General features: G+C 63.9%; 27 protein-coding genes. 16 read left to right on the forward strand and 11 right to left on the reverse strand.

Annotated elements, in window-relative coordinates:
- Positions 1 to 1,680 precede the first annotated feature (1,680 nt).
- From KF857_10025 to KF857_10050, 6 genes are all read right to left on the reverse strand, one after another.
- Complete coding sequence (locus KF857_10025; GenBank protein MBX3112332.1) at positions 1,681 to 2,265, reverse strand: hypothetical protein; 585 nt, start codon at positions 2,263 to 2,265, stop codon at positions 1,681 to 1,683.
- Between the two features lie 22 nt (positions 2,266 to 2,287).
- Positions 2,288 to 3,001, reverse strand: a complete 714-nt coding sequence (locus KF857_10030; protein MBX3112333.1) for a toll/interleukin-1 receptor domain-containing protein — start codon at positions 2,999 to 3,001, stop codon at positions 2,288 to 2,290.
- Positions 3,002 to 3,131: 130 nt separating this feature from the next.
- Positions 3,132 to 3,479: a DUF488 domain-containing protein gene (locus KF857_10035; protein ID MBX3112334.1), complete on the reverse strand. Its 348-nt coding sequence runs from the start codon at positions 3,477 to 3,479 to the stop codon at positions 3,132 to 3,134.
- Positions 3,454 to 3,894 carry a hypothetical protein gene (locus tag KF857_10040; GenBank protein MBX3112335.1) on the reverse strand — a complete coding sequence of 147 codons (441 nt, stop codon included), beginning with the start codon at positions 3,892 to 3,894 and terminating at the stop codon, positions 3,454 to 3,456. Before KF857_10040 ends, KF857_10035 begins: the two co-directional genes overlap by 26 nt.
- On the reverse strand, positions 3,891 to 4,316 hold the full coding sequence (locus KF857_10045) for a group III truncated hemoglobin (protein ID MBX3112336.1): 426 nt from the start codon (positions 4,314 to 4,316) through the stop codon (positions 3,891 to 3,893). Before KF857_10045 ends, KF857_10040 begins: the two co-directional genes overlap by 4 nt.
- A complete protein-coding gene (locus KF857_10050; protein ID MBX3112337.1) occupies positions 4,313 to 4,747 on the reverse strand; it encodes an Rrf2 family transcriptional regulator in 435 nt (144 codons plus the stop codon). The genes KF857_10045 and KF857_10050 overlap by 4 nt, the downstream gene beginning before the upstream one ends.
- 68 nt (positions 4,748 to 4,815) lie before the next feature.
- On the opposite strand from KF857_10050, the gene KF857_10055 reads away from it, so the two are divergent.
- Positions 4,816 to 5,250 carry a DUF1801 domain-containing protein gene (locus tag KF857_10055; GenBank protein ID MBX3112338.1) on the forward strand — a complete coding sequence of 145 codons (435 nt, stop codon included), beginning with the start codon at positions 4,816 to 4,818 and terminating at the stop codon, positions 5,248 to 5,250.
- On the opposite strand, the gene KF857_10060 is transcribed toward KF857_10055, so the two are convergent.
- Positions 5,238 to 5,720 carry a DinB family protein gene (locus tag KF857_10060; GenBank protein ID MBX3112339.1) on the reverse strand — a complete coding sequence of 161 codons (483 nt, stop codon included), beginning with the start codon at positions 5,718 to 5,720 and terminating at the stop codon, positions 5,238 to 5,240. The two genes, KF857_10055 and KF857_10060, sit on opposite strands and share 13 nt — an antisense overlap.
- 53 nt (positions 5,721 to 5,773) lie before the next feature.
- Here KF857_10060 and KF857_10065 point away from each other — a divergent pair, with 53 nt between their 5' ends.
- The 9 genes from KF857_10065 to KF857_10105 all read left to right on the forward strand — a co-directional run bounded on the left by KF857_10065 (position 5,774) and on the right by KF857_10105 (position 16,979).
- The gene (locus KF857_10065; GenBank protein MBX3112340.1) at positions 5,774 to 6,301 is read left to right on the forward strand and encodes a DUF1905 domain-containing protein; all 528 of its coding nucleotides are present in this window, start codon (positions 5,774 to 5,776) and stop codon (positions 6,299 to 6,301) included.
- 102 nt (positions 6,302 to 6,403) lie between these two features.
- On the forward strand, positions 6,404 to 7,693 hold the full coding sequence (locus tag KF857_10070) for a PEP-CTERM sorting domain-containing protein (GenBank protein ID MBX3112341.1): 1,290 nt from the start codon (positions 6,404 to 6,406) through the stop codon (positions 7,691 to 7,693).
- A 63-nt stretch (positions 7,694 to 7,756) separates the two neighbouring features.
- Positions 7,757 to 9,412: an MFS transporter gene (locus KF857_10075; protein ID MBX3112342.1), complete on the forward strand. Its 1,656-nt coding sequence runs from the start codon at positions 7,757 to 7,759 to the stop codon at positions 9,410 to 9,412.
- 112 nt (positions 9,413 to 9,524) lie between these two features.
- On the forward strand, positions 9,525 to 12,026 hold the full coding sequence (locus KF857_10080; protein ID MBX3112343.1) for a S8 family serine peptidase: 2,502 nt from the start codon (positions 9,525 to 9,527) through the stop codon (positions 12,024 to 12,026).
- Between the two features lie 98 nt (positions 12,027 to 12,124).
- Complete coding sequence (locus KF857_10085; GenBank protein ID MBX3112344.1) at positions 12,125 to 12,715, forward strand: NfeD family protein; 591 nt, start codon at positions 12,125 to 12,127, stop codon at positions 12,713 to 12,715.
- A gap of 32 nt (positions 12,716 to 12,747) precedes the next feature.
- Positions 12,748 to 14,016, forward strand: coding sequence for a hypothetical protein (locus KF857_10090; GenBank protein ID MBX3112345.1), 1,269 nt, complete (start codon positions 12,748 to 12,750; stop codon positions 14,014 to 14,016).
- Positions 14,013 to 15,320 (forward strand): hypothetical protein, encoded by a 1,308-nt coding sequence (locus KF857_10095; protein ID MBX3112346.1) that lies wholly within the window; start codon positions 14,013 to 14,015, stop codon positions 15,318 to 15,320. The genes KF857_10090 and KF857_10095 overlap by 4 nt, the downstream gene beginning before the upstream one ends.
- A 47-nt stretch (positions 15,321 to 15,367) precedes the next feature.
- Positions 15,368 to 16,519 (forward strand): YcaQ family DNA glycosylase, encoded by a 1,152-nt coding sequence (locus KF857_10100; GenBank protein MBX3112347.1) that lies wholly within the window; start codon positions 15,368 to 15,370, stop codon positions 16,517 to 16,519.
- Between the two features lie 19 nt (positions 16,520 to 16,538).
- A complete protein-coding gene (locus tag KF857_10105) occupies positions 16,539 to 16,979 on the forward strand; it encodes a hypothetical protein (GenBank protein MBX3112348.1) in 441 nt (146 codons plus the stop codon).
- 30 nt (positions 16,980 to 17,009) lie between these two features.
- Here the strand turns inward: KF857_10105 and KF857_10110 are convergent, their stop codons facing one another.
- Complete coding sequence (locus KF857_10110; protein MBX3112349.1) at positions 17,010 to 17,960, reverse strand: GNAT family N-acetyltransferase; 951 nt, start codon at positions 17,958 to 17,960, stop codon at positions 17,010 to 17,012.
- A 141-nt stretch (positions 17,961 to 18,101) separates the two neighbouring features.
- Here KF857_10110 and KF857_10115 point away from each other — a divergent pair, with 141 nt between their 5' ends.
- Together KF857_10115 and KF857_10120 are read left to right on the forward strand one after the other, a co-directional pair.
- The gene (locus KF857_10115; GenBank protein ID MBX3112350.1) at positions 18,102 to 19,589 is read left to right on the forward strand and encodes a gamma-glutamyltransferase family protein; all 1,488 of its coding nucleotides are present in this window, start codon (positions 18,102 to 18,104) and stop codon (positions 19,587 to 19,589) included.
- A gap of 15 nt (positions 19,590 to 19,604) precedes the next feature.
- The gene (locus KF857_10120; protein MBX3112351.1) at positions 19,605 to 20,210 is read left to right on the forward strand and encodes a hypothetical protein; all 606 of its coding nucleotides are present in this window, start codon (positions 19,605 to 19,607) and stop codon (positions 20,208 to 20,210) included.
- A 15-nt stretch (positions 20,211 to 20,225) separates the two neighbouring features.
- On the opposite strand, the gene KF857_10125 is transcribed toward KF857_10120, so the two are convergent.
- A complete protein-coding gene (locus tag KF857_10125; protein ID MBX3112352.1) occupies positions 20,226 to 20,792 on the reverse strand; it encodes a DUF1080 domain-containing protein in 567 nt (188 codons plus the stop codon).
- 380 nt (positions 20,793 to 21,172) lie between these two features.
- Here KF857_10125 and KF857_10130 point away from each other — a divergent pair, with 380 nt between their 5' ends.
- Positions 21,173 to 22,981, forward strand: a complete 1,809-nt coding sequence (locus tag KF857_10130) for an SUMF1/EgtB/PvdO family nonheme iron enzyme (GenBank protein ID MBX3112353.1) — start codon at positions 21,173 to 21,175, stop codon at positions 22,979 to 22,981.
- A gap of 6 nt (positions 22,982 to 22,987) precedes the next feature.
- On the opposite strand, the gene KF857_10135 is transcribed toward KF857_10130, so the two are convergent.
- Positions 22,988 to 23,506 (reverse strand): MarR family transcriptional regulator, encoded by a 519-nt coding sequence (locus tag KF857_10135; protein ID MBX3112354.1) that lies wholly within the window; start codon positions 23,504 to 23,506, stop codon positions 22,988 to 22,990.
- A 117-nt stretch (positions 23,507 to 23,623) separates the two neighbouring features.
- On the opposite strand from KF857_10135, the gene KF857_10140 reads away from it, so the two are divergent.
- Genes KF857_10140 through KF857_10150 form a run of 3 tightly spaced genes read left to right on the forward strand, consistent with a single transcriptional unit; the run spans position 23,624 to position 25,314 of the window.
- Positions 23,624 to 23,899 carry a hypothetical protein gene (locus KF857_10140; protein ID MBX3112355.1) on the forward strand — a complete coding sequence of 92 codons (276 nt, stop codon included), beginning with the start codon at positions 23,624 to 23,626 and terminating at the stop codon, positions 23,897 to 23,899.
- 20 nt (positions 23,900 to 23,919) lie between these two features.
- On the forward strand, positions 23,920 to 24,789 hold the full coding sequence (locus KF857_10145) for a sugar phosphate isomerase/epimerase (GenBank protein ID MBX3112356.1): 870 nt from the start codon (positions 23,920 to 23,922) through the stop codon (positions 24,787 to 24,789).
- A 39-nt stretch (positions 24,790 to 24,828) separates the two neighbouring features.
- On the forward strand, positions 24,829 to 25,314 hold the full coding sequence (locus KF857_10150; protein ID MBX3112357.1) for a low molecular weight phosphotyrosine protein phosphatase: 486 nt from the start codon (positions 24,829 to 24,831) through the stop codon (positions 25,312 to 25,314).
- A gap of 9 nt (positions 25,315 to 25,323) precedes the next feature.
- Here the strand turns inward: KF857_10150 and KF857_10155 are convergent, their stop codons facing one another.
- Positions 25,324 to 26,355, reverse strand: coding sequence for a LacI family DNA-binding transcriptional regulator (locus tag KF857_10155; GenBank protein MBX3112358.1), 1,032 nt, complete (start codon positions 26,353 to 26,355; stop codon positions 25,324 to 25,326).
- Positions 26,356 to 26,411: the final 56 nt, after the last annotated feature.

Raw genomic sequence — 26,411 nt, forward strand, 5'->3', positions numbered from 1 at the left:
AGCATATCTCGCAACACTCACGCGGCGCATCCGATGGTCGCTATGTCCAAGTCATATCATGTTTCCACTTTGGATGACTGACATTGGGAGTCTGAATGGACGAGGCTTCATTGTGTACCCACAGAGCATTGTGGACTCGAAGTACGTGGAGTTACCGCCAATTCTAATTGATAGTGCCAGACTGATCCTGAAGTATCTCCCGGTTCGTGATCTCGACCTTAAAGCAGTAATTGACAACTCAAACGGCTCCAAATGACTTGGTTCTGAGCTTGCCCTGAGGTTGTTACGCAAACAGGCGTAACCGTTGAGCAGTTACGCCCTTCAATAATCCTCTGGCATCAGCACAGTTTTGCCCGGCATCAGTTCGCAATGAGATCGTCGAGTCATGGACACCATGACCTGTGTGCAAGTGGGGGCGAGCTGTGCTCCGATCTGCTGACAAAGCGAACTTCGAAACTCTGCGACGTGCATTTGAGAACGGCGACGTAGCACTCCTGGAGGTACGGCGACTCTCGGCGTGAACTAGACTCGCTCTGCTTCGGCACCTGGGGTCTCAGCATTTCCGACCTGCCCGACGTGTGCTTCAGAGACGCCTACGATGACGGCACCTCAGCCGTGGAACTTTTCCATGGTGAACTTGGGACAGTCGAGGACTTGTCTCGGCTGATCCTTTCCTAACCTGGCTCCAGCTTCCCGCTGGAGCCATTCTCGTATTGATCCGTGTGACTGGGAGGGCTAGGATGAGAGCATGATCCGAAGCTTCATCTTCGCTTGCGCCAAGGCCGTCGCGTACGCATGGCTCACTGTTGCATTTCTCCGGTTCATGTCGTTGGCGACGGGCACTGACTGGCCGTTTCCGCTTGGCTAGCAGCCCAGAAAAGTTCTAAGTGCGTCCACTTCGGTGTACCATCTCAATTTGAACCTACATTTACCTTCACACCGGACGGGCCTTGAACTTTCAGGTTCAAACTACTCCGGTCTGACGAAGCGGTCGTCGCTGCGATCTGCGCCGTTAGCTTCATCGGGGGAGAATATGGTTTCACTCCCTTCGCCGTCATGGTGGAGGGCAACCCATTCGATCTCTTTGACCCGCCTCTCCCTGGCGGCGGATTCCATCATGAGGTTGACGCAGGATGAGTTTTCATGACTGGATGAAGGAGCTGGATCTGATTTGCTAGTCGAACTACGGCATGTCGATCCATGACCTACCGGACATGTTACGAGACGCCTAAGATTGCGGCAACTCACCGCTTGAGTTCTTTCACAGCGAACTCGGCACCCTCGACGACCTTGCGCGATGCATTGTCAGCTGACCGACCCTCGTGCGAACTGGGTTCGGTTCTCTTCGCCTTGGGAAAAATGTTCAGAGCGGAGCGTCCAAGATCCTTCCTGAATGCCCAATCTCGTGCAATGCAACTGAGTCAACCGTTTGAAGCTTGGTTGCTATCGCTGACCAAATGAGGATTTGCAGAGCCTCATTTGGATTCTGAGGATAGTAGGCTGCCCAATCATCCATGGGTTTCGACGCGTCTACCTCCTGCCGAGCAAGCTCGATTTGGTGGAGTTGATCTCCCACGGTGCAAGAGACGGTGAGGTCAACGAGGGCTCTCATCAGTTGGGCCTACCGGAATTTTGGGACAGAGCGATGGATTTCGAGTGAGTACATTCCAAGTTGAATCATTAGACGGGAAGAGAAATCTCATCACCAGCAAGTTCCATCCGCGTGAAGTAAGCAAGGTATGCAACCGCACGGAGAAGCTCAGTCACGGTCCAATGAAACTCGGCTTCAATCATAGGGAACCCAAGGGGATTTCCGCTCCAGAGTGCATACTGCTTCGCTTTTTCAGCGTTCGAATGAGCCAAGTGTCCATACAGAAACACCTCGAAGATTTCGCGATGTGAATATATTTTGCCGTCTATGTTGAGAATTGAGTTTCCATCCAAGAAGGCGTTGAGTTTTTGCCTAACCTCAGTGAATCTGGCTTTCCAACCATCACTTATGTCTGGATCATCAATCAACTTTGAAAGGCTGCCAAATGAGACCTTATCGTTGTTTTGGACAAACATTCGAGCGGTCAACATGAGTGCGTCAATGGCTTCTTCTTCAGGGAAGTTGTGGGAGAATCCGCCACCAACTCCCTTGGTCCAGCTAAATTTGATTTGCGTCCCTTCGTGTTCGACCACTTTCTTGAGGTACGCAGACCGTTCAACGCGATCCGCCTTCTGGACGAACAGCTCTAACTGCTCCTTGGATTCCACTTTCATACAAGCATTTTGGCAGGGAGAGCTAGACGGCTACTAGCTCGGCGAGTTTGGCGGCGACGTCTGCCATCGGCTCTTCGGCAGTGCTGAGGCCACTTCGCGAGCCGAGTAGAGGACTCACATCGCGGAGAGCTTCGTAAGTCGTCTCGTGCACGATGGGAACAAGACGGTCAAGTGCAAGGAGGGCAGAAAGTTCTTTGTCGGCAATGCCCTCCGCCGGAAGGCGGCGTAATAGTGCTGGGGTCACCAGCACGATCCCGATTCGCGAGTTCGCCAATCCCTTGTCGATGGCGCGCATCAACGGCACGCCCAGAGCAACGTCCTTCTCGCTAAACCAGACCGAGACGCCTCGCGATTCGAGTAGATCGTGAAGCTCCTTGGCGGCGCCTTGTCGGTCGTCCCACGCGTGGCAGAGGAAGACGTCCCGTAGTTCAGGCTTCGTCGCTAAGCTCTCGACACTATTGCGGACTGGTGTGAGCGACACCACTTCGGCAGGCGTGTACAACTGAGTCGAACCGCTTCGCGACCAGCGCGGCCTTGTGCTACGGCTCGACCCGCCACTACTTCTGGAGCTTCCACCAGTGCCTCCACCGCTCCCAACCGACGGGTAGGACGGGGATGAGTAAGAGCTGTAACCTCCATATCCGCCGTAACCGGGACCACTGCCGCCGCATGCAGGACAATTAGCTCTACCACTAGCTGTTCGGTGACCGTGTACCGGTGCTGTGCATCTAGCCATCTGTCTACATGATACCAGGGGTTATGCGCCCAGAACAGTTCTAAGCGCGTACACTTCGGTGCACCAGCCCGCTCTTCGCTGAAGGACTCTCGGCACGGTGACCGTCGCGCCCATAATGCTCGTTCGACAGTCACCCGTCGGATCCGAGGAAGCCGCGAAGGACGACCGCCTCGTTATGTTCCTCGTCCCGAGCGCCGAAGAGGAGGGTGACGGTCTGGCCTGACGCCAAATCGCGCAGGCGAGAGACCGCTTCATCATTCGCCTGCAACTCAAGCCGGTAACGCTCCTGAAACTCAGGCCATTTCGCGAGGTCGTGGGCAAACCACCGACGGAGGCCGTCGGACGGGGCGATGTCCTTCAGCCAGAGGTCCAGTGCGGCTCGTTCTTTGGAGACGCCACGTGGCCACAGCCGGTCGACAAGGACCCGAACCCCGTCGTCGGGGCCCGGCGGGTCATACACCCGCTTGAGCTTCAGCACGCTTTCCTCCGCCGTCCCGGAGCACCACCACAAAGAGGAGCACGATCTTCACCGTCTCCAGTAGGATATACGCGACGTGCCAGGGTGGGCCGCTGACGGGCGTCCCCGCCACGACCGCGTCGGTGCGGGCGTTGAGGAGGGGCATCACGCCGACCCACTGGACGGCAAGGACGGCGACGGCCAGCCAGAAGAACGGGCGGCGTTGCCGAAGCCACAGGACCAGGCCGGCGCCGACGACGACCAAGGCAATCTCGGCCATCACCATGGAGCGGAACGTGACCCGGCCCACCTCCAGCGCGGTCGGTAGCGACAACGACGCGGCCTGGAACTTGGCCGGAGTCGCGATGAAGGAACACCCGAGGACGACACCCGCCCAAAGGAGCGCCACACGCTGCACCCAGGGAGCGTTTCTCATGAGAACATCGCCTTGGAGAGCCGCTCTCCCATCACGTCGGCATAGCCCATGAAGTAGTCGACCACCTCTGGGTTAGGGGCGGTCTCTTCCAGGGTCTGGCGGAAGAGGTCGAGCCAGATCGGGAAGTGTCCGGGCTTGGCATTGGTCAGGGCGGTGTGGGCGACCATGGGGTTGCCCCGATAGGTGCCCGTGCGGAGGGCGATCGAGTTCCAGAACAGCTTCATCCGGACCAGGTGCTCCGGCCAGTGGTCCAGGATGACCTCGTCGAAGACGGGGCCAAGCTCGGGGTGCGCGCGCACTTTGTCGTAGAAGGCGTCCACCAAGACCGACACATACTCCTCCGAGATGCCGATGGAACGGGCCTGTTCCTGCAGTTGGGCCCGTGTCTCCAGGGCTTGGTGCGCCGCGACTTCGATCCTCATCGCGCCTCCACCAGCTTGAGGATCTGGGAGTTGCCGCGCATGAGGTCGTCCAGCGTGCTGCCGTCCAGGATGTGGAAGAAGGCGGCGGTCGCCCGGCGGAACAAGCTGGGCAACCGGCACCCGCCGACGAGCGGGCAACCCGAGACCGCTTCGCGCATGCACTCCACCAGGGCGGTCTCGCATTCCAGCGTCCGGACGGCGTCGCCGACGCGGATGTCGTGGGCTGGTTTGGCGAGCCGGAACCCGCCGGAGCGGCCGCGCACGGGCTCTAGGAGCCCGGCCTTGGCGAGGTTCTGGGCGACCTTCATCAGATGGTTTCTCGAGACATTCAACTGGGAGGCGACCGCACTGATCGAGACCGCCTCGGGGCTGGCGTCCGCGCTGAGCATGAGCAGGCGCAGGCCATAGTCGGTGTGGGTGGTCAAACGCATAAACTGGCATTTGATATACCACTTTATGCCACCGCCGGGTGGGCAGGGGTCACGTGCAGAATGGGGGCATGGACACGGAACGGCAGGTCGAGGCCCTTCTCGCCAGCCAAGGCGAGCCCAAACAAAGTGAACTGCGACGGTTGCACGCGCTGTTCCGGGCGGTGGCACCGTCGGCCAAACTCTGGTTTCACGACGGCCGGGACGAATCAGGCAAGGTGGTGGCGAACCCCAGTGTCGGCTATGGTTCCTACCTCATCCGGTACGCCGACGGGAAGACCAAGGAGTTTTATCGGGTGGGCCTGAGCCCCAACAAGACCGGCGTCTCCGTCTACGTCCTCGGTCTTGACGACAAGACGTACCTGGCCCGCACCTACGGCGCGTCGTTGGGCAAGGCGAGCGTCACGGGCTACTGCATCAAGTTCAAATCGACCGAGGATATCGACCTAGACGTCCTTGAGGCGGCCGTCCGGCACGGGCTCAGCCTGCCAAGTCAGCCGACGTAGACCTGTTGGTCGCCCCAGCATGTCTGGAGGTAGTCGATCTGCCCGGTGTGCAGGGTGGCGTGCCATCCCGGCAGTCTGATCAACTGACCCATGGTCATGGTCCAACCTTGACCCGAGTCCAACTCGATGGCGACGTCTTCCGGCGTCAAGTCGTCGAGGGCGGCGATGACTTCGGCGGTACCTGCACGGAACGCCGTCACGACCTGGTCCCGGCTGGTCATGGCGGTCTCCTCCGCCTCACACTGGGCCACCCACTCGTCCATGGTGTCCGGAGCCGGCAGCTTACGGTCACGGATCATTGCGGCAAAACGGCCGGAGAAGAGGGCTGTGTGGGCGGCTACCCTCAAGGGAGACTTCGATGTCGGTGTCGGTCGGTAGTCGAGCTTGTCGTCCGGCACATGAGAGAAGTTGCGGAGGAACATTTCCATGTTGGCCTGGGCTTGCTGTTTGGCCAGTACGATCGCGTCCATGCGGCATTATTGCCTTGGGGCCAAGGCCAATGTTCGGTCAGAATAGGGTGACGATGGCCACCGTAGCCAGTCCGATGCGTTTCAGTGGGCGTGTCCAGGACGCCGCCCCGGGCGAGCCGTTCCGGATACTGAGGCTCCCGCAGGGAGTCAGTGACGCTTTGTCGACCCGGAACCAGGTCGCCGTCAGGGTGCAGGTTGCGGGTGCCGACTTCCTGTCGGTCGCGTGGCCGGACGGCGAGGGAGGGCACTACTTGAAGGTGACCCCTGCCATGGCCGTCGCTGGTGACGCCGTAGACGTCGAGATTGTCCGGTCCAAGGACTGGCCCGAGCCGGACGTCCCCGCCGAGGTGGCCGCCGCCCTCGAAGACAATCCCAAGGCCCTGGAGTTGTGGAAAAGTATCTCAGCCGCGACGAGGACGGACTGGCTCTATTGGCTCGACACCGCCAAGAAGGCGGAGACGCGCCTCAAGCGGATCGAGAACATGTGCGACATGCTGGCCAAGGGGAAAAAGAAGGTGTGTTGCTTCGACCGTTCGGGCATCTACGGCAAGGTCATCACCTGCCCGGTCCGCGAGGAGTAGCCGCCGGACCCTGAGGTCAGGGTTTCTCCGCCAGGGTTGACACCTTGGAGAATGTCCGTATAATTGCGGGCGTTCGAGGAGGATTTCTTGACATATCGTTCTTTGTCCCGTCGTGTCTTCGTGCTTGCCGTCGCCATGTTCGCCGCCTCGTCGGCGCTGGCCCAGCACCCCGTCGCGCCCCAACTGAGCAGCAATCCAGGGGCCCGCTACACCGTCTTTCTTAACTTCACCGGGTTCAACTACAGCGGGACGTGGGCAAACCGGACGCCGGGCAACGTGCCGGCGTACACCCTTGACAGCGACGCCACGACCTTCAGCAATGCGGAGGTTTCGTCCATCAAGGAAGCTTGGGCGCGGGTGGCGACCGCTTACGTCGGGTTCAACATCAACGTCACGACGGTCGACCCGGCCGGGTCGGGCATGACCGACAGCCAGCGGAAGACGTTCTATGACGGGCACCAGTACATGACCCACACGATCTTGGGCGGTACGTACAACTGGTACGGCGCGGCGGGCGGGGTTTCCTACGTGGGCATCGCCCAGCAAGCGACGACGACCAACGGTCGCCGGACAAACTGGGTCTTTCCTGTCAACGGTTCGGGGACTGCGCCCAAGACCATGGCGGCCGCGGCGGTTCACGAGGACGGGCACCACTTGCGCCTTTCCCACCAGCACGACGAGCATAACGGCAACGAATACAGCACCAACAACAACGCCCAAGGCTACGGCAGTTACGCTCCGATCATGGGGGCGAGCTACTACTCCCAGCGTGGGACATGGCGCCGTGGTAAGCCGGGCACCAACGCGAACGACGTCGAAATGCTCCAGGGCAACCTGAACATCGGGCCGCTGCTGGACAGCGGTGTCGGCCACTCGTTTGGGACGGCCTCGGCCCTCGCCGTGCTGGACGACGGCACCGTCGACCCCACTGTCTCGAAGGGGTTCATCATGCCGACCGCCGAGTCCGGATACAGCCCTGACGTCTACACGACGGACTTCTTCAAGTTCAACGCGGCAGGCGGCACGGTGAACCTGACCGCTCACGACGGGTCGCAGTTCCTGGCCCCAGGGGTCGCCGACCCCGGCGCGACGATGCGGTCGGTGTTGAAGATCTACGACGCCAACGGGAACTACATCGGCACATCGACCGAGGACAACACCACCCTCGTCCACCACTGGAGCGGCCAACTCGCCATGGGCACCTACTACGCCCAGGTCCTCAGCTATGGCGCGTACGTTTCCGCATGGGAACCCTCCTCGAAGTACTTCAATATGGGGCCTTACTTCCTGACGGGTTCAGGGTTCGCCCCTGGTGCGGTGCCCGAGCCGGTCTCATTGGCGGTGCTGGCTTGCGGTGCCTTGGCCCTGGTGCGTCGGCGTCGCGTTTTGTGACGGCCCGGCGGGCTATGGGGCTAGACTGAGTCGGCCCCAAGGGCCTCCCACGGGCAAGACGCGATGAGGAGCAAGACCGACCCGACCCTGCCGCCCATGTCCGGCGTCCGGTGGACCGTCGCCGCGTTGCTCTTCTTCGCGACGACGGTCAACTACCTGGACCGCCAGATCTACGCCCTCCTCGTGCCCAAGTTTGAGGGCGACCTCAGGCTTGGCCCCTTGGACCTCGCCTTCATCAACGTCTGCTTCCTCTTGCCCTACGGCTTTGGCATGGTGTTCGTCGGCCGTTTCCTGGACCGCGTCGGGGTCAAGAAAGGTCTTGGCGTCACCTTCATGCTATGGAACCTGGCGTCGATGGCCCATGCTCTGATCGGCAACCTCGGTTCGTTCGCCTTTGTCCGGGCGTTGCTGGGGGTCGGGGAGGCGGGCAATTTTCCCGGGTGCACCAAGGCGGTCAGTGAGTGGTTCCCCAAGAAGGAACGGGCCACCGCCTTCGGCATCTTCAATTCGGGCTCGAACATCGGTTTTGTCCTCGCCTCGGTGGCGACGCCGTTCCTCACCGAGGCCCTGCACTGGGGGTGGCAGGCGTGTTTTGCCGTCCTCGGCGGCATCGGCGTGGTGTGGATCTTCTTTTGGTCAAGGCTCTACCACCGTCCCGCGGAACACAGCAAGGTGTCGGCGGCCGAACTGGCCCATATCGAGAGTGACGACGACCCGCCGGCCGAGACGTTCACCTACGCGCAGGTGTTGGGAATGCGCCCGTTGTGGGGGGTGGCTGTCACCAAGGCGTTGACCGAAGCGCCGTGGTGGCTGTACATCACGTGGCTGCCCAAGTTTCTCACCGACCAGTACCACCTTCCGCCCGCCTTCATGGCCCTGGCGATCCCGCCCGTCTTCTTGCTCGCCGATGTCGGCGCGGTAGGAGGCGGCTGGCTGTCCTCCACCCTCATCAAGCGGGGCTGGTCTGTCGGCCGGGCGCGCAAGACGGCGATGACGGTCTGCGGGGTCTGCGCCCTGCCGATCATGTTCGTCGGGCTCATGCCCGCGAGCATGGTGGGGGTCGCCGTCGCCCTCATCGCGCTGGGGGCTTCGGCCCACCAGGGATGGAGCAGCAATGTGTACACACTGCTCTCCGACACCCTGCCGAAAGGGGCCGTGGGCATGGCGGTCGGCGTCATCACCGCCGTCGGCGTCACCGGGGCGGCCGCCTTCCAGTTCTTCATCGGCGCCTCCGTCCAGGCCGGCTCCTATGCGCCGCCGTTCATCCTCGCGGGCACCCTCTATCTGGTGGGCGTCCTCGTCTTCCATCTGATCGTGCCGAAGGTGGAGCCGGTACGACCCGGCAAGCCGGTGAACATGGCGTGGATCGGCGTCTTGGCCGCGTGTCTTCTCGGCGGGCTGCTCACGATCCAATACGTGACCAGCAAGCCGCCCTACGCGGACATGGCGGCTTACGAGGCGCACCGGGCCGCCGAGATCAAGGTCGACGGAGGCGTCGCCACCCTCGGCCCGAAAGCCAAGGTCGGCTGGATGGACGCCCGCTGGGTTGGTTGGTCCGTGCCGGGTCAGTCAACGCTCGCCAAGGTCGAATTGGTGAAGTTCGACGCCCACGGCCATCCGTTTGTCGAGGGGAAGGGCGACAAGGCGGACAAGTATGTCGGACCCTCCCTCGACGTGGTGCGCCAAGAGCTCGGTCCGCGTCCACCTGACAAGAATTGATCAGAAACCACCACCTACCTGGGAACCTGACGGGGGCGATGTCGGTCGGAAAACTAGCGACACTACGAGGTCGTTGGCCCTATACTAACGAGTCATCTGGAGTTTTTCACCTATGAAGCTTAGGTTCCTGTCTCTTACTCTCGCGGTGGCGACAGCCGCCGTTTCCTGCGCCTTCTTCAAGAACCGCCCCAGCGTCCCCGTCGGGGCCAAGAACGAGATCGTCAGGGGGCAACTCCGGGTCAAGCTCCGGCAGGGGCAAAGCCAGGCCCGGCTGACCGGACTCCCCCGCGGGTCGCACTTCATGAACTGGGTCGGACCGGGCGGATGGAGTGTTTGGCTGATCCCGAAGTCGGTCGATCCCCGCCAGGCCGCGCGCGAGGCGATGCAGGACCCGATGGTCGTCTGCGCCGAACCGGTCAACAAGGTGTACACGCTGATCAACGAGCCGAACGACGCCGACTGGCCGGTCGAGGAGACCGACCCGGAGGTCGTCCTCGACCTAGGCGACGTCAGTCCGTCGTTCCGCCGGATGTGGAACTTGGTGGACACCGACGCCCTGAATGCGTGGGACATTTACCCCGGTACCTACTACACGTCGTTGACGAAGCCGAACGGGCCGATCATCGCGATCATCGACTCCGGCTGCGACCAGAACCACCCCGACTTCATCAACGCCGGCGGGTCGACCACCGACACGGCCGGAGGCGGACAGCTGAACTGGTCGCTGAGCCGCCACTTCAGCTTCGGCGCTCCCGACGGCCTATCCTGGAACGACGACAACGGCCACGGGACCCACGTGGCCGGCTTGGCCTTGGCCGCCGCCAACAACGGTGCGTTCAGCGGCCACGGTGTGCCGGGCCTGGGCTACAACGCCCAGGGGATGATCCTGAAGATCATCGACCAAAGCGGCGGTGGCACCGACACCGACGCGGCCGGCGCGATCTACTACGCCGCCGACAACGGCGCGGACATCATCAACCTGAGCTTGGGAACGGAGAACTTCTCCCAGGCCTTCCAAGACGCCGTCACCTACGCCTGGCAGAAGGGAAGCCTCGTCATCGCGGCAGGCAATGAGAACGGTAACGGGGGCGGCGACCTCGGCCCGATCTATCCGGCCGCCTGCAGCGGAGCCTTGGCGGTCGAGGCGAACGGCCCCGACTATTTCCCCGCGACATCGACCTATGCGGGCTTTGGCCACTATGTCGACATCGCGGCCCCCGGCGGCGACATTGTCCAAGACCCAGACTTCTTCCTGATCCAATTCGTCTGGTCGACGGCGATGCGTGTGCCGGGCGGCCCGGGGAGCCTGTACGACCTGAGCTCCCAAGGCGTTCTCTACCCGCCGTACAACCTGAACTACGCTTACCTTGCGGGGACCTCGATGGCGTGCCCGCAGGTGGCCGGTGCCGCCGCCCTCTACTACGGGCGGTTTGGCCTGCGCCAGAACCAGGGCCACGTCAACATCCGCGCCTATCGCGCCCTCGAAAGGACAGCGTTTGGGGCGATGGGCGCGCCGTTCGGCGCATGGGAGCCCTATCAAGGATACGGGAGTCTGGACGCCTACAGCCTGATGTTCGACGGGAACCCGCGTGGCGCGACCGTCGGGTCGATCGAGGGCATCGTCTACTTTGGCGGGACGCCGGTCTCCAATGTCCAGGTACGGGCCCAGAAGACGACCGGCGGCACGATCTTCTCCACGACGACCCAGGCCGACGGCACGTATCGGTTCGACAGTATGCCGACCGGCACCTACAACGTCACCGCCGCCCCGTTTGGGAACAGCAAGACAAAGAAGGCGTTGGTCAGTGCAGGCAGCGACGCGACGGGACTCGACATTTGGTCGGGTGGTGACCCGTGGGATTCGAACCCGCCGGTCGTCCCGGTCTTCACCGTCAATTCGGTCACGTCGTCTACCGTCGCCCTTTCCCAGTGGGGCTACGACACCGAGAGCAGCATCGACAGCCTTACCTTCCGGATCGGCACGACGCTGGGTGGCCAGGACGTCTATCCCGACACCGAGATGGTCACGGAATCGACCGACGTCAGCCTCACCGGACTCTCGTTGGCCTCGGGGACGACGTACTACCTCCGCGCGACCTACACGAACGGGGCGGGCATGGCGACATCGGTCGACCGCCAGATCTCCTTCGGGTCGCTGACGTCGGTGCCGCCTTCGTCGTACCAGCTGTTCCGCGGGACCCTTGTCTCCGGCGGGCTGAGCGAGTTGCTGAACAGCGACGACCAAAGGCTCGTCGCCAAGCAGGGCCTCGTGCTCACGAAGGCCGAGCCTCCCGTCCAGTTGATTGTCACCGGCACGTCGCCGACCTCGAACCCGACCACGTTCAAGGTGCGGGTGGAGGCCCAGGCGTCGGTGTCAGGGTTGGTCCAGACCATCGAACTGTGGGACTACGTCGCCGGTGCCTATGTCCAGGTCGACTCGCGGAGCCAACCCAAGACGGACACCGTCGTCGAGGTCAGCCCGACCAACCCGGCCCGGTTCATCAAGGCGTCGAACAAGGAAGTGAAGGCAAAGTTCACCTACAAGGCGTCCGGGCCGGTGTCCGAGTTCCCGTGGAAGGTCAGCTTCGACCAGACCACCTGGCTCGTGCAGTGACATAGTGACGGGGCCGGGCGGCCTGCGCCGCCCGGCCCCGCGCAACCGGCGCCTGAACCTGGCCGTGTTACAATGCGGGGCGTAGGGGTGCCCGAGGAATGTTCCTTCTATACGTCACGTCCGCATTAGTGGCCGGCGTCTTGGTCTTGCTCAGCTTTCTGGGCGCAGACCATGGCGCTGACCACGAGGTCGGGGTCGATCATGAGGTCACGGCCGACCATGACTCCGGCACTGACGTCCACGGCGCTTGGTTGCCCTTTTTCAGCCTCCGGTTCTACATCTACTTCTTTGCCGGACTCGGCACGACCGGGCTTCTCTTGACCCTCCTCGCCAAGACCCCTGAACCTTGGGCGGGCATCATCTCCGGCTGCGTGGGACTTGGGACGGGGCTCGCCGTCTCGATGCTCATCCGCGCCCTTCGTGTCTCCGAGTCGACGAGCGGGGCCCGCCAGACCGATATGCTGGGCAAGGAGGCCGAAGTCATGGTCACGATCCGTGGCGGTACGCCGGGGCGGATCCGCTTGTCGGTGAAGGGTGACATCCTCGATGTCCTCGCCGTCACCCAGGACGGCGAGACGATCGACCCGGGAGCCTCCGTCGTGGTGCTGGAGATGGCCGACGACAAGGCCGTGGTGGCACGAAGAGAGAACATACTGGGAGACGACCACGTCGAGGTGACAACAAGCTGATGGGACTTGACCAATTGCAAACACCCAACCTGATGCCGGCGCTGTTTACGGCCGGCGGGATTCTGATCGCCCTGTTGGCGTTCGTCGCCTTGTTCCGCAACATCCTCTACATTTGCCCGCCGAACGAGGTGCTCATATTCTCGGGACGCAAGCGTAAGCTTGCCGACGGCAGCACCCGCGGTTTCCGCGCGATCTTCGGCGGTCGGGGGATCAAGGTCCCCGTGCTGGAGACGGTCTCCCGGATGAGCCTCAACATCATGGAAGTCCCCATCGCCATCCGTGGGGCGTATTCCAAGGGTGGCGTCGCCCTCAACGTCGACGCGATAGCCAACGTCAAGATCAGCAGCGACCCCGTGGTCGTCGGCAACGCGATCGAGCGATTTTTGGGCCGTAACCCCAATGAGATCAGGCGGGTCGCCAAGGAGACGCTGGAAGGGCACCTCCGCGGCGTCCTTGCCAAATTGACTCCGGAAGAGTGCAACGAAGACCGGCTCAAGTTCGCCGAAGAGCTGAGCCAGGAGAGCGAGCAAGACCTCAAGAAGCTCGGCATCCACCTAGACACTTTTAAGATCCAGCACATCAGCGACGACAAGCACTACTTGGACTCTCGGAGTAGGGAAGCGATCGCCAACGTGATCCGTGACGCCGAGATCGCGGAGAGCGACGCCCAGCGGTCGGCCGAGCAAGCCGAGGCGGAGAACCGTGGCCGGGCTAACGTCATCCAGGCCAACGTCGAGGCAAGCATCTCGGCGATGGAGAACGAGCTGCGGCGTGTCAAGGCAGACCTGGAGGCCCAGGTCAAGTCCGAGGAAGAACGGACCCTCGCCGCCGCCCGTGAGGCTCGGGCGATCGCCGAGCAAGAACTCCAGCAGATCCGTACCGAACTTGAGTCCCTACGCCTGCAGGCCGAACAGGTGTTGCCGGCCTCCGCGGCCCAGAGGGCTCAAGAGTACAAGGCGAAGGGTGACGCCGCGATCCTGCGCGAGCGTGGTATCGCCGCGTCCCAGGCCCTAGAGGTGCTGAGCGCGGCTTGGCGCGAGGCGGGGAACAGCGCCCTGACGATCTACTTGATCGAAGACTTTGAGAAGATCCTTGCCAGCGCGTCGGCCGGCGTCGCCAAGGTCAAGGTGGACGGACTTTCGATGATCGACGGCGGTGACGGCAAGACTCTTTCGGGATACGTCAGCAGCTATCCCGCCATGCTCGGTTCGATCTTCGAGGCGGTCAACGTCTCGACCGGTATCAACATCCCGGCCGCGATCTCGGGCCGAGGACAGGCCCAGCAGGAGAAGCAATCGTGAACGTGGCCATCATCGCCCTTGGCGTCCTTGTATTTTTTGTTTTCATCGGCTTCATGGCCATCAAGGGCCTGATCTACATCTGTGCGCCGAACGAGGTGCTGATCTTCTCGGGCGGCAGGCAGCAGGAGGGCGCCCGTAGCTTTGGTTACCGCCTGATCAAGGGGGGCCGGGGCATCCGTGTGCCCTTGCTCGAACGGGTCGACCGCATGGACCTGACCAACATGGGCATTGACATCCAAGCGGTCAACGCCTATGCGAAAGGGGGCATCCCCTTGACCGTCCAGGGCGTGGCCAACGTCAAGATCGCCGGCCACGAGCCGCTCATCCACAATGCCATCGAACGGTTCCTTGGCAAGACGCGCGAAGAGATCATGGCGATCGCCAAGGCGACTCTGGAAGGCTCCTTGCGCGGCATCTTGGCCACGATGACCCCGGAGCAGGTGAACGAAGACAAGCTGCTCTTTGCCGAAAGGCTGGTGCAAGAGGTCGAACAGGACATGACCGCCCTCGGGCTCGTCGTCGACACGATGAAAATCCAGAACGTCCAGGACGAGGTCAAGTACCTGGACAGTCTCGGTCGCAAGCGGAATGCCGAAGTCATTGCCACCGCGCGAATCGCCGAGGCCATCGCCCGGGCCGACTCGGACATCCAGACGGCCGAGAACCTGGAGCGACAGCGCAAGGCCCAGATCGAGGCGGACACGAACATCGCCAAAGCCGACGCCCAACGACGCCTGACCGAGACGCTGACCCGTCGCGAAGCGCTGGTCGCCGAAGAGAAAGCCCAGGTCATGGCCGCTGTCGCGCAGTCAAAGGCCGACCTCGACGTCCAGAAGGCGCGGATCGAACAGGTCCGGCGTAAGTTGGAGGCCGACGTGGTCGTTCCGGCCAAGGCCAGCCAAGAGGCGTCGGAGGCCAGCGCCCGCGCCCAGACCGCCGCGATCATTGAGAACGGCCGGGCCCGCGCCGAAGCCCTGCGCCAACTGGTCGACACCTACGAAAAGGCCGGGCCAAGCGCACGGGAGGTCCTGCTGACCCAAAAGCTCACGTCGGTGATCAACGCCTTGACGGCGACGATCCCCGAGACCACGGTGGACAAGGTGACGATGATCGACCCTCGGGCAGGAGGCGGCGGAGTGACCGCGGCCCTGCCTCTCTTGGAGCAGGTGAAGCAGCTCTTTGGGATCGACGTCGTGCAGAAGTTGAACGATTTCGGCCGAGCCCCCGAACCGGCCAGCCAGCCCGTGACAGTGGTTCCGGTGGAGCCGGTGGAGCCCATACCGCCGCCTAAGTCCAGACCCTGACGCGGGGGGAACTTCTGGCTGAATCGTTGAGGCTGTCTAAGGCGGAGTTGAGGCGTGCGCTCGCCCACCATCACTTTGCCTTGGCTGACTCGGTGGAGGAGGTGTTCGACCGGGTTCGCAGCGTCCAGATCGACCCACTGGCCCCGTGCGGGTGCAACCACGACCTGGCTATCCAGGCGCGCCTGCCGGGCTACAAGGTCGGGGACTGGCAAAAGTACGCCTACGACGACCACTACCTCCACGACGGCTGGGACAAGATGGCGTCGCTCGTCCCCTGGTCCGGTTGGGGTTGGCGGCGCGCCTTTTATCGGTGGAACGCCCGCTACTACGACCGGGTCGCCGCCCAGCACCCCCAAGCCCTGCGCGAGGTGATGGCCGAACTGAAAGACCGGGGGCCCCTGGCCAGTAAGGACTTTGTCTACCAGGAACGGCGCCCCGAGTGGAACGGCAGTTGGGACGGTTCGAGCGTCACCAGGGCGGCGATCAAGGCCCTGTGGTCGACCGGGCAGGTCATGACGTGCCGCCGGAACGGTGGGCAGCATGTCTACGACCTGGCCGAGAGAGTCGTGCCACCGGGTTTCGGGAACGAGCCGGTGCCCGACGACGAGACCGCCGTCCGGGAGTTGGTGATGGAGCGCCACCGGGCCGCCGGACTCTTGCGGCCCCAGGCACCTCCCGAGGTCTGGTCGTACCGCGTGAACGCCAAGCAACGGAAGCAGGTCGTCTTGGAACTCGTCGAAGACGGTCTCCTGACTCCGGTCGACTTGGCCGGGACGACCGGGTACGCCACGGACGAGTTTCTCGCCCTTCTGGACGCCCCCCCTCCCGAACCCCGCGTCGTCTTCGTCGCCCCCCTCGACCCATTTATGTGGGACCGGAAGCTCGTCCACCAACTGTTTGATTTCGAGTACGCCTGGGAAGTGTTTGTGCCCGAAGCCAAGCGACGCTGGGGCTACTATGTCTTGCCTGTCGCCTACGGCGACCGCTTGGTGGCAAGGGTGGAGTTCTGGTCCCGGCATGGCGTCCTTGAAGTGCGCCGTTGGCATTGGGAACCGGGCGACCTTGGGCCTCGTTTCTGGCGCGCGTTCGAAGCCGCCTTGGTCGAGTTCATGGCCTACTGCTCGGCCGGTCGCGCCGTCGCGTCCGACGGCGTGGACGACGAGGTCCGGCGTGTCGTCGCCTCGGTGCGAAGAACCTGACCAGTGCTAGCATCAGGGGATGGATGTCCGATCTGCGCTCAAGGGCCAGTACCACGCCGCATTCAGAATGCTACGCGAGTGCGTCGAGAAGTGTCCCGACGACCTTTGGCTCACTGGGGTGTTTCCTCGGACGTTCTGGCGTATTTCCTACCACGCAGCATTCTACGGTCACTTGTACCTGGGGCAAGGCGAGGCGTCATTCGAGCCTTGGCCCAAACAACGTGACCAGGCCGCCAATTTGTGGGTCGAGGACGCAGAAGAGATCAAGCCATATATGAGGGCCGACGTGGTGGAGTACATCGACCACGTCCGTGGCTTGGTAGACCCCACCGTTGACGCCTTGGATCTCGACACTGACGACAGCGGGTTCCCGTGGTACAAGGAGATCACCAAGCTTGAGCACGAGATCCTCAGCGTCGGCATGTCCAAGGGCATGTCGGCCAGTTGTCCGAGTTGCTGATGGCCCGTGGCATCGAAACCGATTGGATCTCTAGGCGGGTGTGACCGGCCGATGGGTTCTGAGCCGCTTCACCATGCTGAGGACGGTCGGGCCACGGACGAAGCCAAGCCGTCCGTTGACCGTCAACATCGGCTCGTTCAGGGTGTCGTTGTCGGTTAGGACGCGAGAAAAGCCGAGTCTCTGGAGGGCGGTGATGCTCGCCACCTTGAGGGCCAGGGCGATCCCGTGGCGACGGTGGCTCCTCTTGACGCCGGTGAGCCACTGGTGCGCCTCTCCCGCCGTCTCGGTGCGGAAGCACCCGGTGAACCCGACCAGTCCACCATGGTCTATGGCGAAGCACGTCGCCTCGCGGACGAGGTCAGCGTGACCGGCCACCTGTCGGTCGAAGAAGGGAAAGTCGATCGGCGACGGGGGCTGGGCCCGGGGGACGTCCATCCTGACCTCGGAAAACGTCGCGTGCCACGCCCGCCGGAGGTCCGGTGTGTCGACTTGGTCGAAGGGGACGACGGTCACGGGGACCCTTTGGGTGAACTGCACAGGGTCGAACCTAGTCACGTCGAGAGCCGACACAAAGTCCTTCTTGGTTGTCTCAAAGCCCCTTGCCCGGGCAAAGGCCACCGCACCGGCCCTGCTTTCCCTGACTTGGACTCTCAGGCTTTCGAACTGGGACCGGGCCGCGTCGGCGAGTACACGGTCGAACAGCAGGCCCCCGGTCCCTTGGCGGCGTCGGTCGGGGCGGACAAAGAGTTCCACGACGACGTGCCTGGGGTGGTAGCTACCGGCGTCGGCCTGGAGGCCCGACCAACCGACGACCTCACCGGCGTCGTCCGCGACCACGATGTGGGGGACCAGGTGGGGAGGGAGCGTCTGGAGGTCGTCACGGAGTTCCGCCTCGTCAAGCCGGTAGGTGACCGGGTCCAAGTTCTGGACCGCCACGACGGAGCCGATGTCTTCGACCGTGAACGGACGCAAGACGACCATGGCGACGATTCTGGCAGTTAGCCGGGGGAGTTGCGGCAAACTGGCGGGGTGGACCACGAATACCCGACCTACCGGCGTCCGGTGTATGCGCGTAACGTCGTCGCGACGTCTCAGCCCTTGGCGGCCCAGGCCGGGCTGCGTATGCTGGCGCGGGGCGGGAACGCGGCCGACGCAGCGGTGGCGACGGCCATCGCCCTCACCGTGGTCGAACCGACGTCCAACGGCATCGGCAGCGACGCCTTCGCGGTCCTGTGGGACGGCAAGGCGGTGCACGGCCTGAACGCCTCGGGACGGTCACCCGCCGGTTGGACGGCGGACCGGTTCGCCGGTCGCGAGACCATGCCGGTGCGGGGTTGGGACGCCGTCACCGTCCCGGGCGCGGTCTCCGCTTGGGTCGAGGTCTCCAAGCGGTTCGGCAAGCTACCTTTCGAGCAGCTCTTCGAGCCGGCGGTGGGCTACGCCCGGGACGGCTTTGCCGTCTCGCCGGTCATCGGGGCCAGTTGGGCCCGCGGGGCCGAGGTCTTGTCAGGCGAACCAGGCTTTGCCGAAGCGTTCATGCCCGGCGGGGCCGCACCGGCGGTCGGCTCGGTCTTCTGCCTTCCTGCCATGGCCGAGACTCTGGAACAGATCGCGGTGACGGGCGGGGCGGCCTTCTATGAAGGCAGCCTCGCTGAGAAGATCGTCGCGTTCTCCGACCGGTGCGGCGGCGTCATGTCGCGTGACGACCTGGCTTCGCACCGGGCGGACTGGGTCGGGACGGTCACGGGCCGTTTCTGCGGGCACGACATCCACGAGATCCCTCCGAACGGGCAGGGTGTGTCCGCCCTGGTCGCCCTTGGCATACTGGACACCTTCGCCGACCTAAAGGACCTCGACCCCGACAGCCCCGAGGGCACGCACCTCCAGGTCGAGGCGATGAAGCTGGCCTTCGCCGACCTGCACCACCACGTCGCTGACCGCGACCACATGACCGTGGCGACAGAGGACCTCCTGGACAAGGCGTATCTCCGTGACCGGGCCAGACTCGTGGACCGTTCTCGGGCGGGGAGGTTCGAGCACGGCACCCCCGGCCCCGGGGGCACCGTGCTTCTCGCCGCCGCGGACGCCTCGGGCATGATGGTGAGCTTCATCCAGTCGAACTACATGGGCTTCGGCTCCGGGGTCGTCGTGCCGGGGACAGGCATCAGTCTCCAGAACCGGGGCCATGGGTTCCGGGCGGTGCCGGGCCACCCGAACTCGGTGGGGCCCCGCAAGCGTCCGTTCCACACCATCATCCCCGCGTTCGCCACCCGTGGCGGGGAGCCCGTGATGGCCTTCGGCATGATGGGCGGGCCGATGCAGGCGCAAGGGCATGTCCAATTGGCCCTCCGCATCTTGGCCCACGGACAGGCACCGCAGTCGGCGAGCGACGCCCCTCGGTGGCAGGTCATGGACGACGGCACTTTGGCGGTTGAGGAAGCGATGGCTCCGACGACCGTCGCGGGACTGCGCGGGTTGGGCCATGACGTGGTCGTGCATCCCGGAAACGCCAACCAGGCGTTCGGTGGGGCCCAGGTCGTCTTGCGGCGGGACGGTTTCTACGAGGCGGGGTCCGACCATCGGAAGGACGGTGGGGCGGCCGGCTTCTAAGGGATACTTTCCGACGTGAGCGCGGCATTCAAGCGGTTCCGTGACAGCATGGTCATGGACTACGAAAAGTGGCACGACGGGACCGGCTACGACCTGGACGCGATCGCCGAGTTTGACGACCAAGACCGCCGAGACTGCGAGGCGGTGCTCGTCCCGCGGGCCGGCCAGGATTGGCGTGACCTAGAGGCCCTGGAAAGGCTGGGGACGCCGAAGGCGGTCGAAGCGATCCTGAGGGTGCGGCAGTCTCCGGACCCCGAGACTCGCCTTCGGGCCCACGACTACGGCCCGGCCCCGACCCAGGCGGAGTGGGACGCTGTGCTCGCCTACGCCTGGCCTCATGTCGAACCGTTCTCGGGATTGACTGTGGCCCAACGGTGTAGCATCGACCACCCGAGCAAGGCGGTGGTCCAAGCCATTTGGAAACAGGTGCGCCAACCCAGTAAGAACGCCTACCACGCCGCCGAGACCCTCTGCCTCATTGCGGGAGTGATCGCCCACGAGTTTGACTTTACGTACCGCGACACCTTTTTGGCCCTGGAGCACGCCAAGGGGCCGGAGCGAGAGGCGGCCGTGGCCCAGACCGAGGCCTTGTGCCGTGAAGGGCTCCGCGCCTATGAATGAAGGGTCGGGGGCCGACTACAGGGAGGTCAGGTGCATGTCGCGGAACTCGACGGTCATATCCATTCCGCCGTGCAGTTGTAGGGCGACCCGGCCCTCTTTCCGCCCCTGAGGGTCGCGGATGTCGACCGTCGTCACGCCGTTCAGCTTGACCGTGTAGTGGTCGCCCACGGCGCTGACGTCCATCCGCGTCCATTCGCCAGGCTTGAACTTGGTCTTGGCGTGGAGGGTGGCGTCGGGCTTGCTCACCCAGCCCCGCCCCGCGGTCTCCCAGATGCCGCCGACGTCTTCGATGGCGTCGATCTCGGCCTGCATGCCCTTGACCAGCGGTTGCCCTTCGATACGCTCGGTCCGGAAGTAGAACCCACTGTTGCCCCCCGAGATCTTGAACTCCAGGTGGGCTTTGAAGTCCTTGACCGGCTTCTCGTAGACGAGCACGCCCTGTTCGTCGGCCGCGGCACAGGTGCCGCGCAGGACACCCTTTTCAACCGTCCACTTTCCGCCGCCCACGACTTCCCAGCCTTTGAGGGTCTTGCCGTCGAAGATGGCGTCGGAGAGGGCGAGGGCGGCGACGAATGTGAGCACGCCCCCATTGTGGCCGTCTGGCCCCCGGTCTGGCAAACGCGGTGGGCCCCGACCGATCTGACACAATCTTGACCGACCAAATGCCCACCTGTCCAGAAATCTGCAATATCGTTATGGTTTAATCCGCCTATCGCAGGCGATTCTGCCGGATATGCGGGGAACAGGTACCAAACACGACAGTTTTTCATCAAAAATGACGAGCGCCTACAGGCGACGCAAGAGCAAGTGAGCAATCCCCTCTCCCCCGGCGGCCGCAAACCGCCGGGTCTTTTTATCAGTCTTCCCAGCTTGCCTTGGAGCCAAGCTAGCTGCCCCGGCGGTAGCATCGGTCAATCAATCCGGACCAACCGCCCCTGATACCGGCACCTGCCGACCCCGCCATGTGGCCGCAGTGGCGGCAAGACCTGCACCGCTGGCGCGACGAAGCCCGTCGAGCCCAAGGCTATGACGGGAAGCCCTATGACGACCCCGCCTACGAATGGGTGCAACGGGCGTTCTGCGTCGCGAAGGTGATGCTCTTCGACCGGGAGTGGGTCGATCCGGCCCGAAGCGAGTTCAAGGTAGAAGCATGGCTCGACCGGATGGACCGGGACTTTGGCGGCATCGACGCCCTGGTCTTGTGGCAGGCCTACCCGCGCATTGGGGTGGACCAGCGCAACCAGTTCGACCACTACCGCGGCGTGCCGGGTCTGGCCCAGGTGGTCGACCGGATCCACCGACGCGGGATCAAGACGGTCCTGGCCTACAACCCGTGGGACACGGGCACCAGACGCGAAGGTAAGCCCGACGAGGCCGTGCTTGTCGACATGGTCGAAGAGTTCGGGTTCGACGGGGTGTTCCTCGACACGCTCCGCGACGGAGGCCGGACCCTGAGACCGGCGCTGGACCGGGCCAAGCCGGGCGTCGTGCTGGAGAGCGAACTCGACCTGCCTGTCACCGCCATCAAAGACCACCACGCGAGCTGGGCGCAGTGGTTCGGCGACAGCGAGGCCCCCGGAGTCATGCGAAACAAGTGGTTCGAGCCGAGGCACATGATGCACACGGTCCGCCGGTGGGACCGCGACCATACGGGCGAGACCCAGATGGCTTGGATGAACGGGACCGGCCAACTGGTTTGGGAGAACGTCTTCGGCACCTGGAACGGGTGGAGCGAACGCGACAAATCTGTCCTCCGGTCCGTGCGGGAGATTCAAAAGCGCTATTGGAAGCACCTGAGCCGGGGCAAATGGACGCCGCTGGTGGAGACCCACGGCGAAGGCTTTTATGCGTCCCGCTGGGAACTGGACGGTATCAGCCTGTGGACGGCGGTCAACCGTAGTGACAAGCCGGTGGACGGCATTGTCGAGCACGTCGCCAGCGACGGGGCCCGCCGACTGTTCGACCTGGTCCGTGGTGAAGAGGTCGACCATGGACACCTCGCCTTGGCACCGCGCTGGGTCGGCTGCCTGGCGTCGGTCCCGTCGCGCCTGGTCGACGAGGATTTCCGACGGTTCTTGGCGTCACAGGCCGAACGCCACGCCCGGGCGACGTTCGTGCCCCGCCGGGTGGAGCGGTTGCCTTCGCGTGTCCCGGCCCCCGAGTCGCGGCCGGTCCCCCAAGCGCCGCCAGGGTTTGTCCTTGTCGCGGGCGGCGGTCGTGACCTCGAGTCGGTCGTCCGTGTTCGCGAATGCGGCGACTATGAGCCGGGGAGGTTTGCCGACGTCGCTTATCCTGGCCTGCACTCGGACAAGCCGGTGGTGCGGCATGTGCGGCTCCGCCGGTTCGCCCTAGCGGAGCGGGAAGTCACCAACCGCGAATACGACGCCTTTTGTGCCGCCACCGGCCGACCGAATCCGGCTCCGGGGGCCGACCCTTCCGGCGCCATTGTGGGCGTCAGCCTCGCCGACGCCCGGGCCTATGCGGCCTGGAAGGGTTGGCGGTTGCCGACCGAAGACGAATGGCAAGTCGGGGTCCTGGAGCATCGGTTGCCCCATGGCCAGGTGTGGAACTGGACGGAGAGCGAGCACGAGGACGGCCGCACCACTTTCTCGTTCCTGAAAGGCGGGTGTGCTTGGCGGGCGGTCGGTTCGGACTGGTACGTGGAGACGGGGCCGATGGCGCCGCAACGGAGCGTGAAGCTCATCCACTTCTGGCCTGAGATGGACCGGAGCGCGACAATCGGGTTCCGGTGCGCCGTCGACGTGGACTAGTACCGCTCAGCCGGCGAGACTTGTGGACGATTCCGCGTCACCCGGGCCGCACGCTGGGTCGTTGATCGTCGGGTGCAACTGCCGGAGAAGGTCGCATAGACAAGTGGTGGCTTCAGGGTCCAGGGCCGACATGGCCGCTTCGATCCGGGCGATGTGGGCCGGGTAGACGCGGTCAAAGGTGTCGCGACCCGACGGGGTGAGGTCGACGTCCACGACGCGGCGGTCGTCGGTCTGGCGCTTGCGTGTGATCAGTCCGCGCTTTTCCAGATTGTCAAGGACCAGGGTGACGTTTCCGGCCGTCTTCAGCAGGTACGAGGCAATGGCCTTTTGAGGCATGACGCCGTTGAACCTCAGCGCCTTGAGTGCGCTAAATTGGCTCGCCGTCAGGTTCTCGGCGACAAGGCCTCGGCTGACTTGGGCGTGCAACGCCTCGGCCGTACGGACCAACTTGACGTAGGCCTCGACCTGGGGGCTGGGGGAAGACATAAGGGGGACAGTCGGGCCGTCGGGCCGCTCCTCAAACATCTGAATATACCATGTTGAACGGACTCACTCCCGATGACCGGTGCAGTCGGCGGTGGTCAGGACATTGGCGTCAAGACGAGAACACAGGCCACGGCCAGGTTGTATGCTCAACAGCGTATGGAACAGATCATCGAGTTCTTGAAATCGAAGGGGATGAGCGAGGAGCAGGTGCAGGGTGCCCTCGACATGGTGAAACAGCATGTCCCTAATGTCGAAAACCTGGTGGGCGAGCACGGTCCGGAGGGGATCATGAACATGATCCCTGGCGGGCTGGAGGGCGTGACCAACATGCTCGAAGGCTTCGCCGACAAGATCCCCGGACCGGTCGGTGAAATGTTAGGTGGTCTCTTGGGTGGCCACCAAGATCAGCCCACGGAAGAAAGCAGCGACTAGACCGGTCTAGAATCAGGACGATGTTTTCGACACGGACGGGCGGCTTTCCCATTGGGTTCCGACGTGGCTGGAGCCCTTGGCAACAGGATTTGGCCGCGCTGACCGGCTGGGCGACCAGTCATGGCATGGCCTGTGTCGACCTGGGGGCGGACGCCGGCCAAGTCGCTGCCGTCGTGGCGGCCGGGCTGAAGGTCGGCTCTGCCGACCTCAAGGCGTGGCAAGCCCTCCTGAGCGAGGACCAAGGCAAGCAAGCCGCCGCCGTCGAGGAGAACGCCGCCCACGTCGCCGCGTGCGCGGCCCATGGGGTCAAGTGCTTCTTTATTGTCATGCTGCCCGAAGACCCCGACAAACCTCGTCCCGAGAACTTCGCCCACATGGTGAGGGGCATGCAGATGCTCGCCCCTCACCTGGAGCGACATGGCGCGGCTGTTGTGGTGGAAGGCTGGCCGGGGCCAGGCGCCCTGGCGTGCACTCCCGAAGGGTACCGGCGCTTGTTCCAGGAAGTCCCCAGCCCGGCGATGGCGGTGAACTTCGACCCCTCGCACCTGATCCGGATGGGGATTGACGCGACGCGGTTCCTGGAAGAGTTTGCCCCCCGGGTCAAACACGTCCACGGCAAAGACACGGAGTTGATCGCGGAAGGACTGTATGAGTACGGCCACGAGCAACCCCCCACCTTTGGCCGGCCGCACGGCTTCGGCAACATGTCGTGGCGCTACACCATCCCGGGTCACGGATGCTTCCGGTGGGTGCGTGGCTTTGAGATCCTGCGCGACGCCGGATACGGCGGCTTTGTCAGCATCGAACTTGAGGACGAGAACTTCAACACCGACGAGGCGGGCGAGATGGCCGGGCTCCTCGCCGGGGCCCAGTTCCTGTCGACTTGCTGAGGGCCGTCCCGGGCTCGCCGGGCCCGCCATAATGGGCGGATGGCGAGACCGGTCAGTGTCCTGTTTGTCTGCACGGGAAACATTTGCCGGAGCCCGATGGCCGAGGCGGTCTGTCGCCACCTGGCTGCCGCCCGCGGGATGGACGTTGTGGTGGACGGGGCCGGGGTTGCCGCGTACCACATCGGCGAACGCCCCCACCGTCTGACCCTCAAGACCCTTGCCGACCATGGGGTGACGCCCCCGGGGGTGGCGCGACAAGTCCGGTCTCAAGACTTCGAGGACTTCGACCACATCGTCGCGATGGACCGTGGCCACCGGGCGGAGCTCCTCGCTTGGCCAGGAGCCGACCCCGAAAAGGTCACCCTCCTCCATGACTGGTCGCCGGCCGAGGTGCCGGCCGACGTCCCTGACCCCTACTACGGGCCTCCGTCCGAATACGAGACGGTTTACCGGCTGGTCACAGCCGGGAGCAAGGCGATTCTGGATCGGATCGAGTCGGGCGAGTTGCCCGGGCGGAGCCGCTGAGACTGGCCCTCAGACGAGGGTCGAATCCCGTTCGACAAAGCTCATGGGGAACATGTGCAGGCGGTTCTCGTCGGGAGCCTTGCCTTCGATCCGCTCGATCAAGAACTGCCACGCGTGCTGGATGATCGGTGTGATCGGTGCGGAGATCGTGGAGATCGGCACATTGAAGTCCATGGCGGTGGGGTAGTCGCCGACCCCCCAGACAGCGATGTCCTCGGGGATACGGAGCCCTGCTTTCAGGGTCGCCTTGGCCGCGCCGACGGCGCAGGTGTCGGTGAACCCGAAGAATCCGTCCGCCGTGTTGCCCTCGGCAAGCCACCGGGCGACCGCTTCATGGGCACCGGGGCTCGCTTCGTCGTCGCACGGGATGAAGCGAGGTTCAAGTCCGGCCTCCTCCATCGCGGTCGTATAGGCCAGGCGTCGTTGTTCACGGGGGAACCCGTCCATGATCCAGCGGGGCGTGACGTGCACGACACGCGTCCTGCCTCGCTCGATCATCGTCTTGACCGACTGTTCGACGGACGAGCGCAGGTCCCAGCACACGCGGTCGCCGTTCGCGACCTGCTCAAGGCCCAGCACACAGATCGGTGTGGAGAGCGTCGACCCGTCGGAGCGGTAGCGTTCGGCGGCTTTGCCGGAGTCGATGGTCATGATGCCGTCGACGGGCCAGTCGGCGGGAATGGAGCCGTTGGGACGGACCGCCTCCGAACGGTCGAGCCCGACGATCATGAGCTCGTAGCCGGAACTGTTCGCGCACTCGCTGACCGCTTGTAGCATGCGCAGGTAGGTGATGATGGGACGGTTGATCGGCATCCAGATGCCGATGACGTCGGTCTTTCCGCGGCGGATCGCCACGGCGTGGCGGTTGGGACGGTAGTGGAGGGTCGCCGCCGCCGCCCTCACCCGCTCCCTGGTGGACTCCGGAAGGCGGACGGTCATGTTGCCGGCCATGACGTGGCTGGCGGTTTGGACAGACACCCCGGCCAAGGCGGCGACGTCGCGCAATGTCACGCGGCCAGGCTTGTCGTTCCGAGCGTTCATCCCTGTTGATCCGTCCGTTTGGCCAAACTAGGCAGGGCCACCCGTCGTCGGACGGA

Source organism: Fimbriimonadaceae bacterium (assembly GCA_019638795.1).
Taxonomy (GTDB): domain Bacteria; phylum Armatimonadota; class Fimbriimonadia; order Fimbriimonadales; family Fimbriimonadaceae; genus JAHBTB01.

Excerpts from the sequence above, each read along its gene's own strand:
- KF857_10145 (MBX3112356.1), top strand. The coding sequence starts at position 23,920 with ATGTTTTCGACACGGACGGGCGGCTTTCCCATTGGGTTCCGACGTGGC.
- KF857_10030 (MBX3112333.1), bottom strand. The coding sequence starts at position 3,001 with ATGGCTAGATGCACAGCACCGGTACACGGTCACCGAACAGCTAGTGGT.
- KF857_10055 (MBX3112338.1), top strand. The coding sequence starts at position 4,816 with ATGGACACGGAACGGCAGGTCGAGGCCCTTCTCGCCAGCCAAGGCGAG.
- KF857_10150 (MBX3112357.1), top strand. The coding sequence starts at position 24,829 with ATGGCGAGACCGGTCAGTGTCCTGTTTGTCTGCACGGGAAACATTTGC.
- KF857_10130 (MBX3112353.1), top strand. The coding sequence starts at position 21,173 with ATGTGGCCGCAGTGGCGGCAAGACCTGCACCGCTGGCGCGACGAAGCC.
- KF857_10105 (MBX3112348.1), top strand. The coding sequence starts at position 16,539 with ATGGATGTCCGATCTGCGCTCAAGGGCCAGTACCACGCCGCATTCAGA.
- KF857_10135 (MBX3112354.1), bottom strand. The coding sequence starts at position 23,506 with ATGTTTGAGGAGCGGCCCGACGGCCCGACTGTCCCCCTTATGTCTTCC.
- KF857_10155 (MBX3112358.1), bottom strand. The coding sequence starts at position 26,355 with ATGAACGCTCGGAACGACAAGCCTGGCCGCGTGACATTGCGCGACGTC.
- KF857_10085 (MBX3112344.1), top strand. The coding sequence starts at position 12,125 with ATGTTCCTTCTATACGTCACGTCCGCATTAGTGGCCGGCGTCTTGGTC.
- KF857_10110 (MBX3112349.1), bottom strand. The coding sequence starts at position 17,960 with ATGGTCGTCTTGCGTCCGTTCACGGTCGAAGACATCGGCTCCGTCGTG.
- KF857_10025 (MBX3112332.1), bottom strand. The coding sequence starts at position 2,265 with ATGAAAGTGGAATCCAAGGAGCAGTTAGAGCTGTTCGTCCAGAAGGCG.
- KF857_10140 (MBX3112355.1), top strand. The coding sequence starts at position 23,624 with ATGGAACAGATCATCGAGTTCTTGAAATCGAAGGGGATGAGCGAGGAG.
- KF857_10040 (MBX3112335.1), bottom strand. The coding sequence starts at position 3,894 with ATGAGAAACGCTCCCTGGGTGCAGCGTGTGGCGCTCCTTTGGGCGGGT.
- KF857_10045 (MBX3112336.1), bottom strand. The coding sequence starts at position 4,316 with ATGAGGATCGAAGTCGCGGCGCACCAAGCCCTGGAGACACGGGCCCAA.
- KF857_10065 (MBX3112340.1), top strand. The coding sequence starts at position 5,774 with ATGGCCACCGTAGCCAGTCCGATGCGTTTCAGTGGGCGTGTCCAGGAC.
- KF857_10115 (MBX3112350.1), top strand. The coding sequence starts at position 18,102 with ATGCTGGCGCGGGGCGGGAACGCGGCCGACGCAGCGGTGGCGACGGCC.
- KF857_10080 (MBX3112343.1), top strand. The coding sequence starts at position 9,525 with ATGAAGCTTAGGTTCCTGTCTCTTACTCTCGCGGTGGCGACAGCCGCC.
- KF857_10090 (MBX3112345.1), top strand. The coding sequence starts at position 12,748 with ATGCCGGCGCTGTTTACGGCCGGCGGGATTCTGATCGCCCTGTTGGCG.
- KF857_10050 (MBX3112337.1), bottom strand. The coding sequence starts at position 4,747 with ATGCGTTTGACCACCCACACCGACTATGGCCTGCGCCTGCTCATGCTC.
- KF857_10075 (MBX3112342.1), top strand. The coding sequence starts at position 7,757 with ATGAGGAGCAAGACCGACCCGACCCTGCCGCCCATGTCCGGCGTCCGG.
- KF857_10060 (MBX3112339.1), bottom strand. The coding sequence starts at position 5,720 with ATGGACGCGATCGTACTGGCCAAACAGCAAGCCCAGGCCAACATGGAA.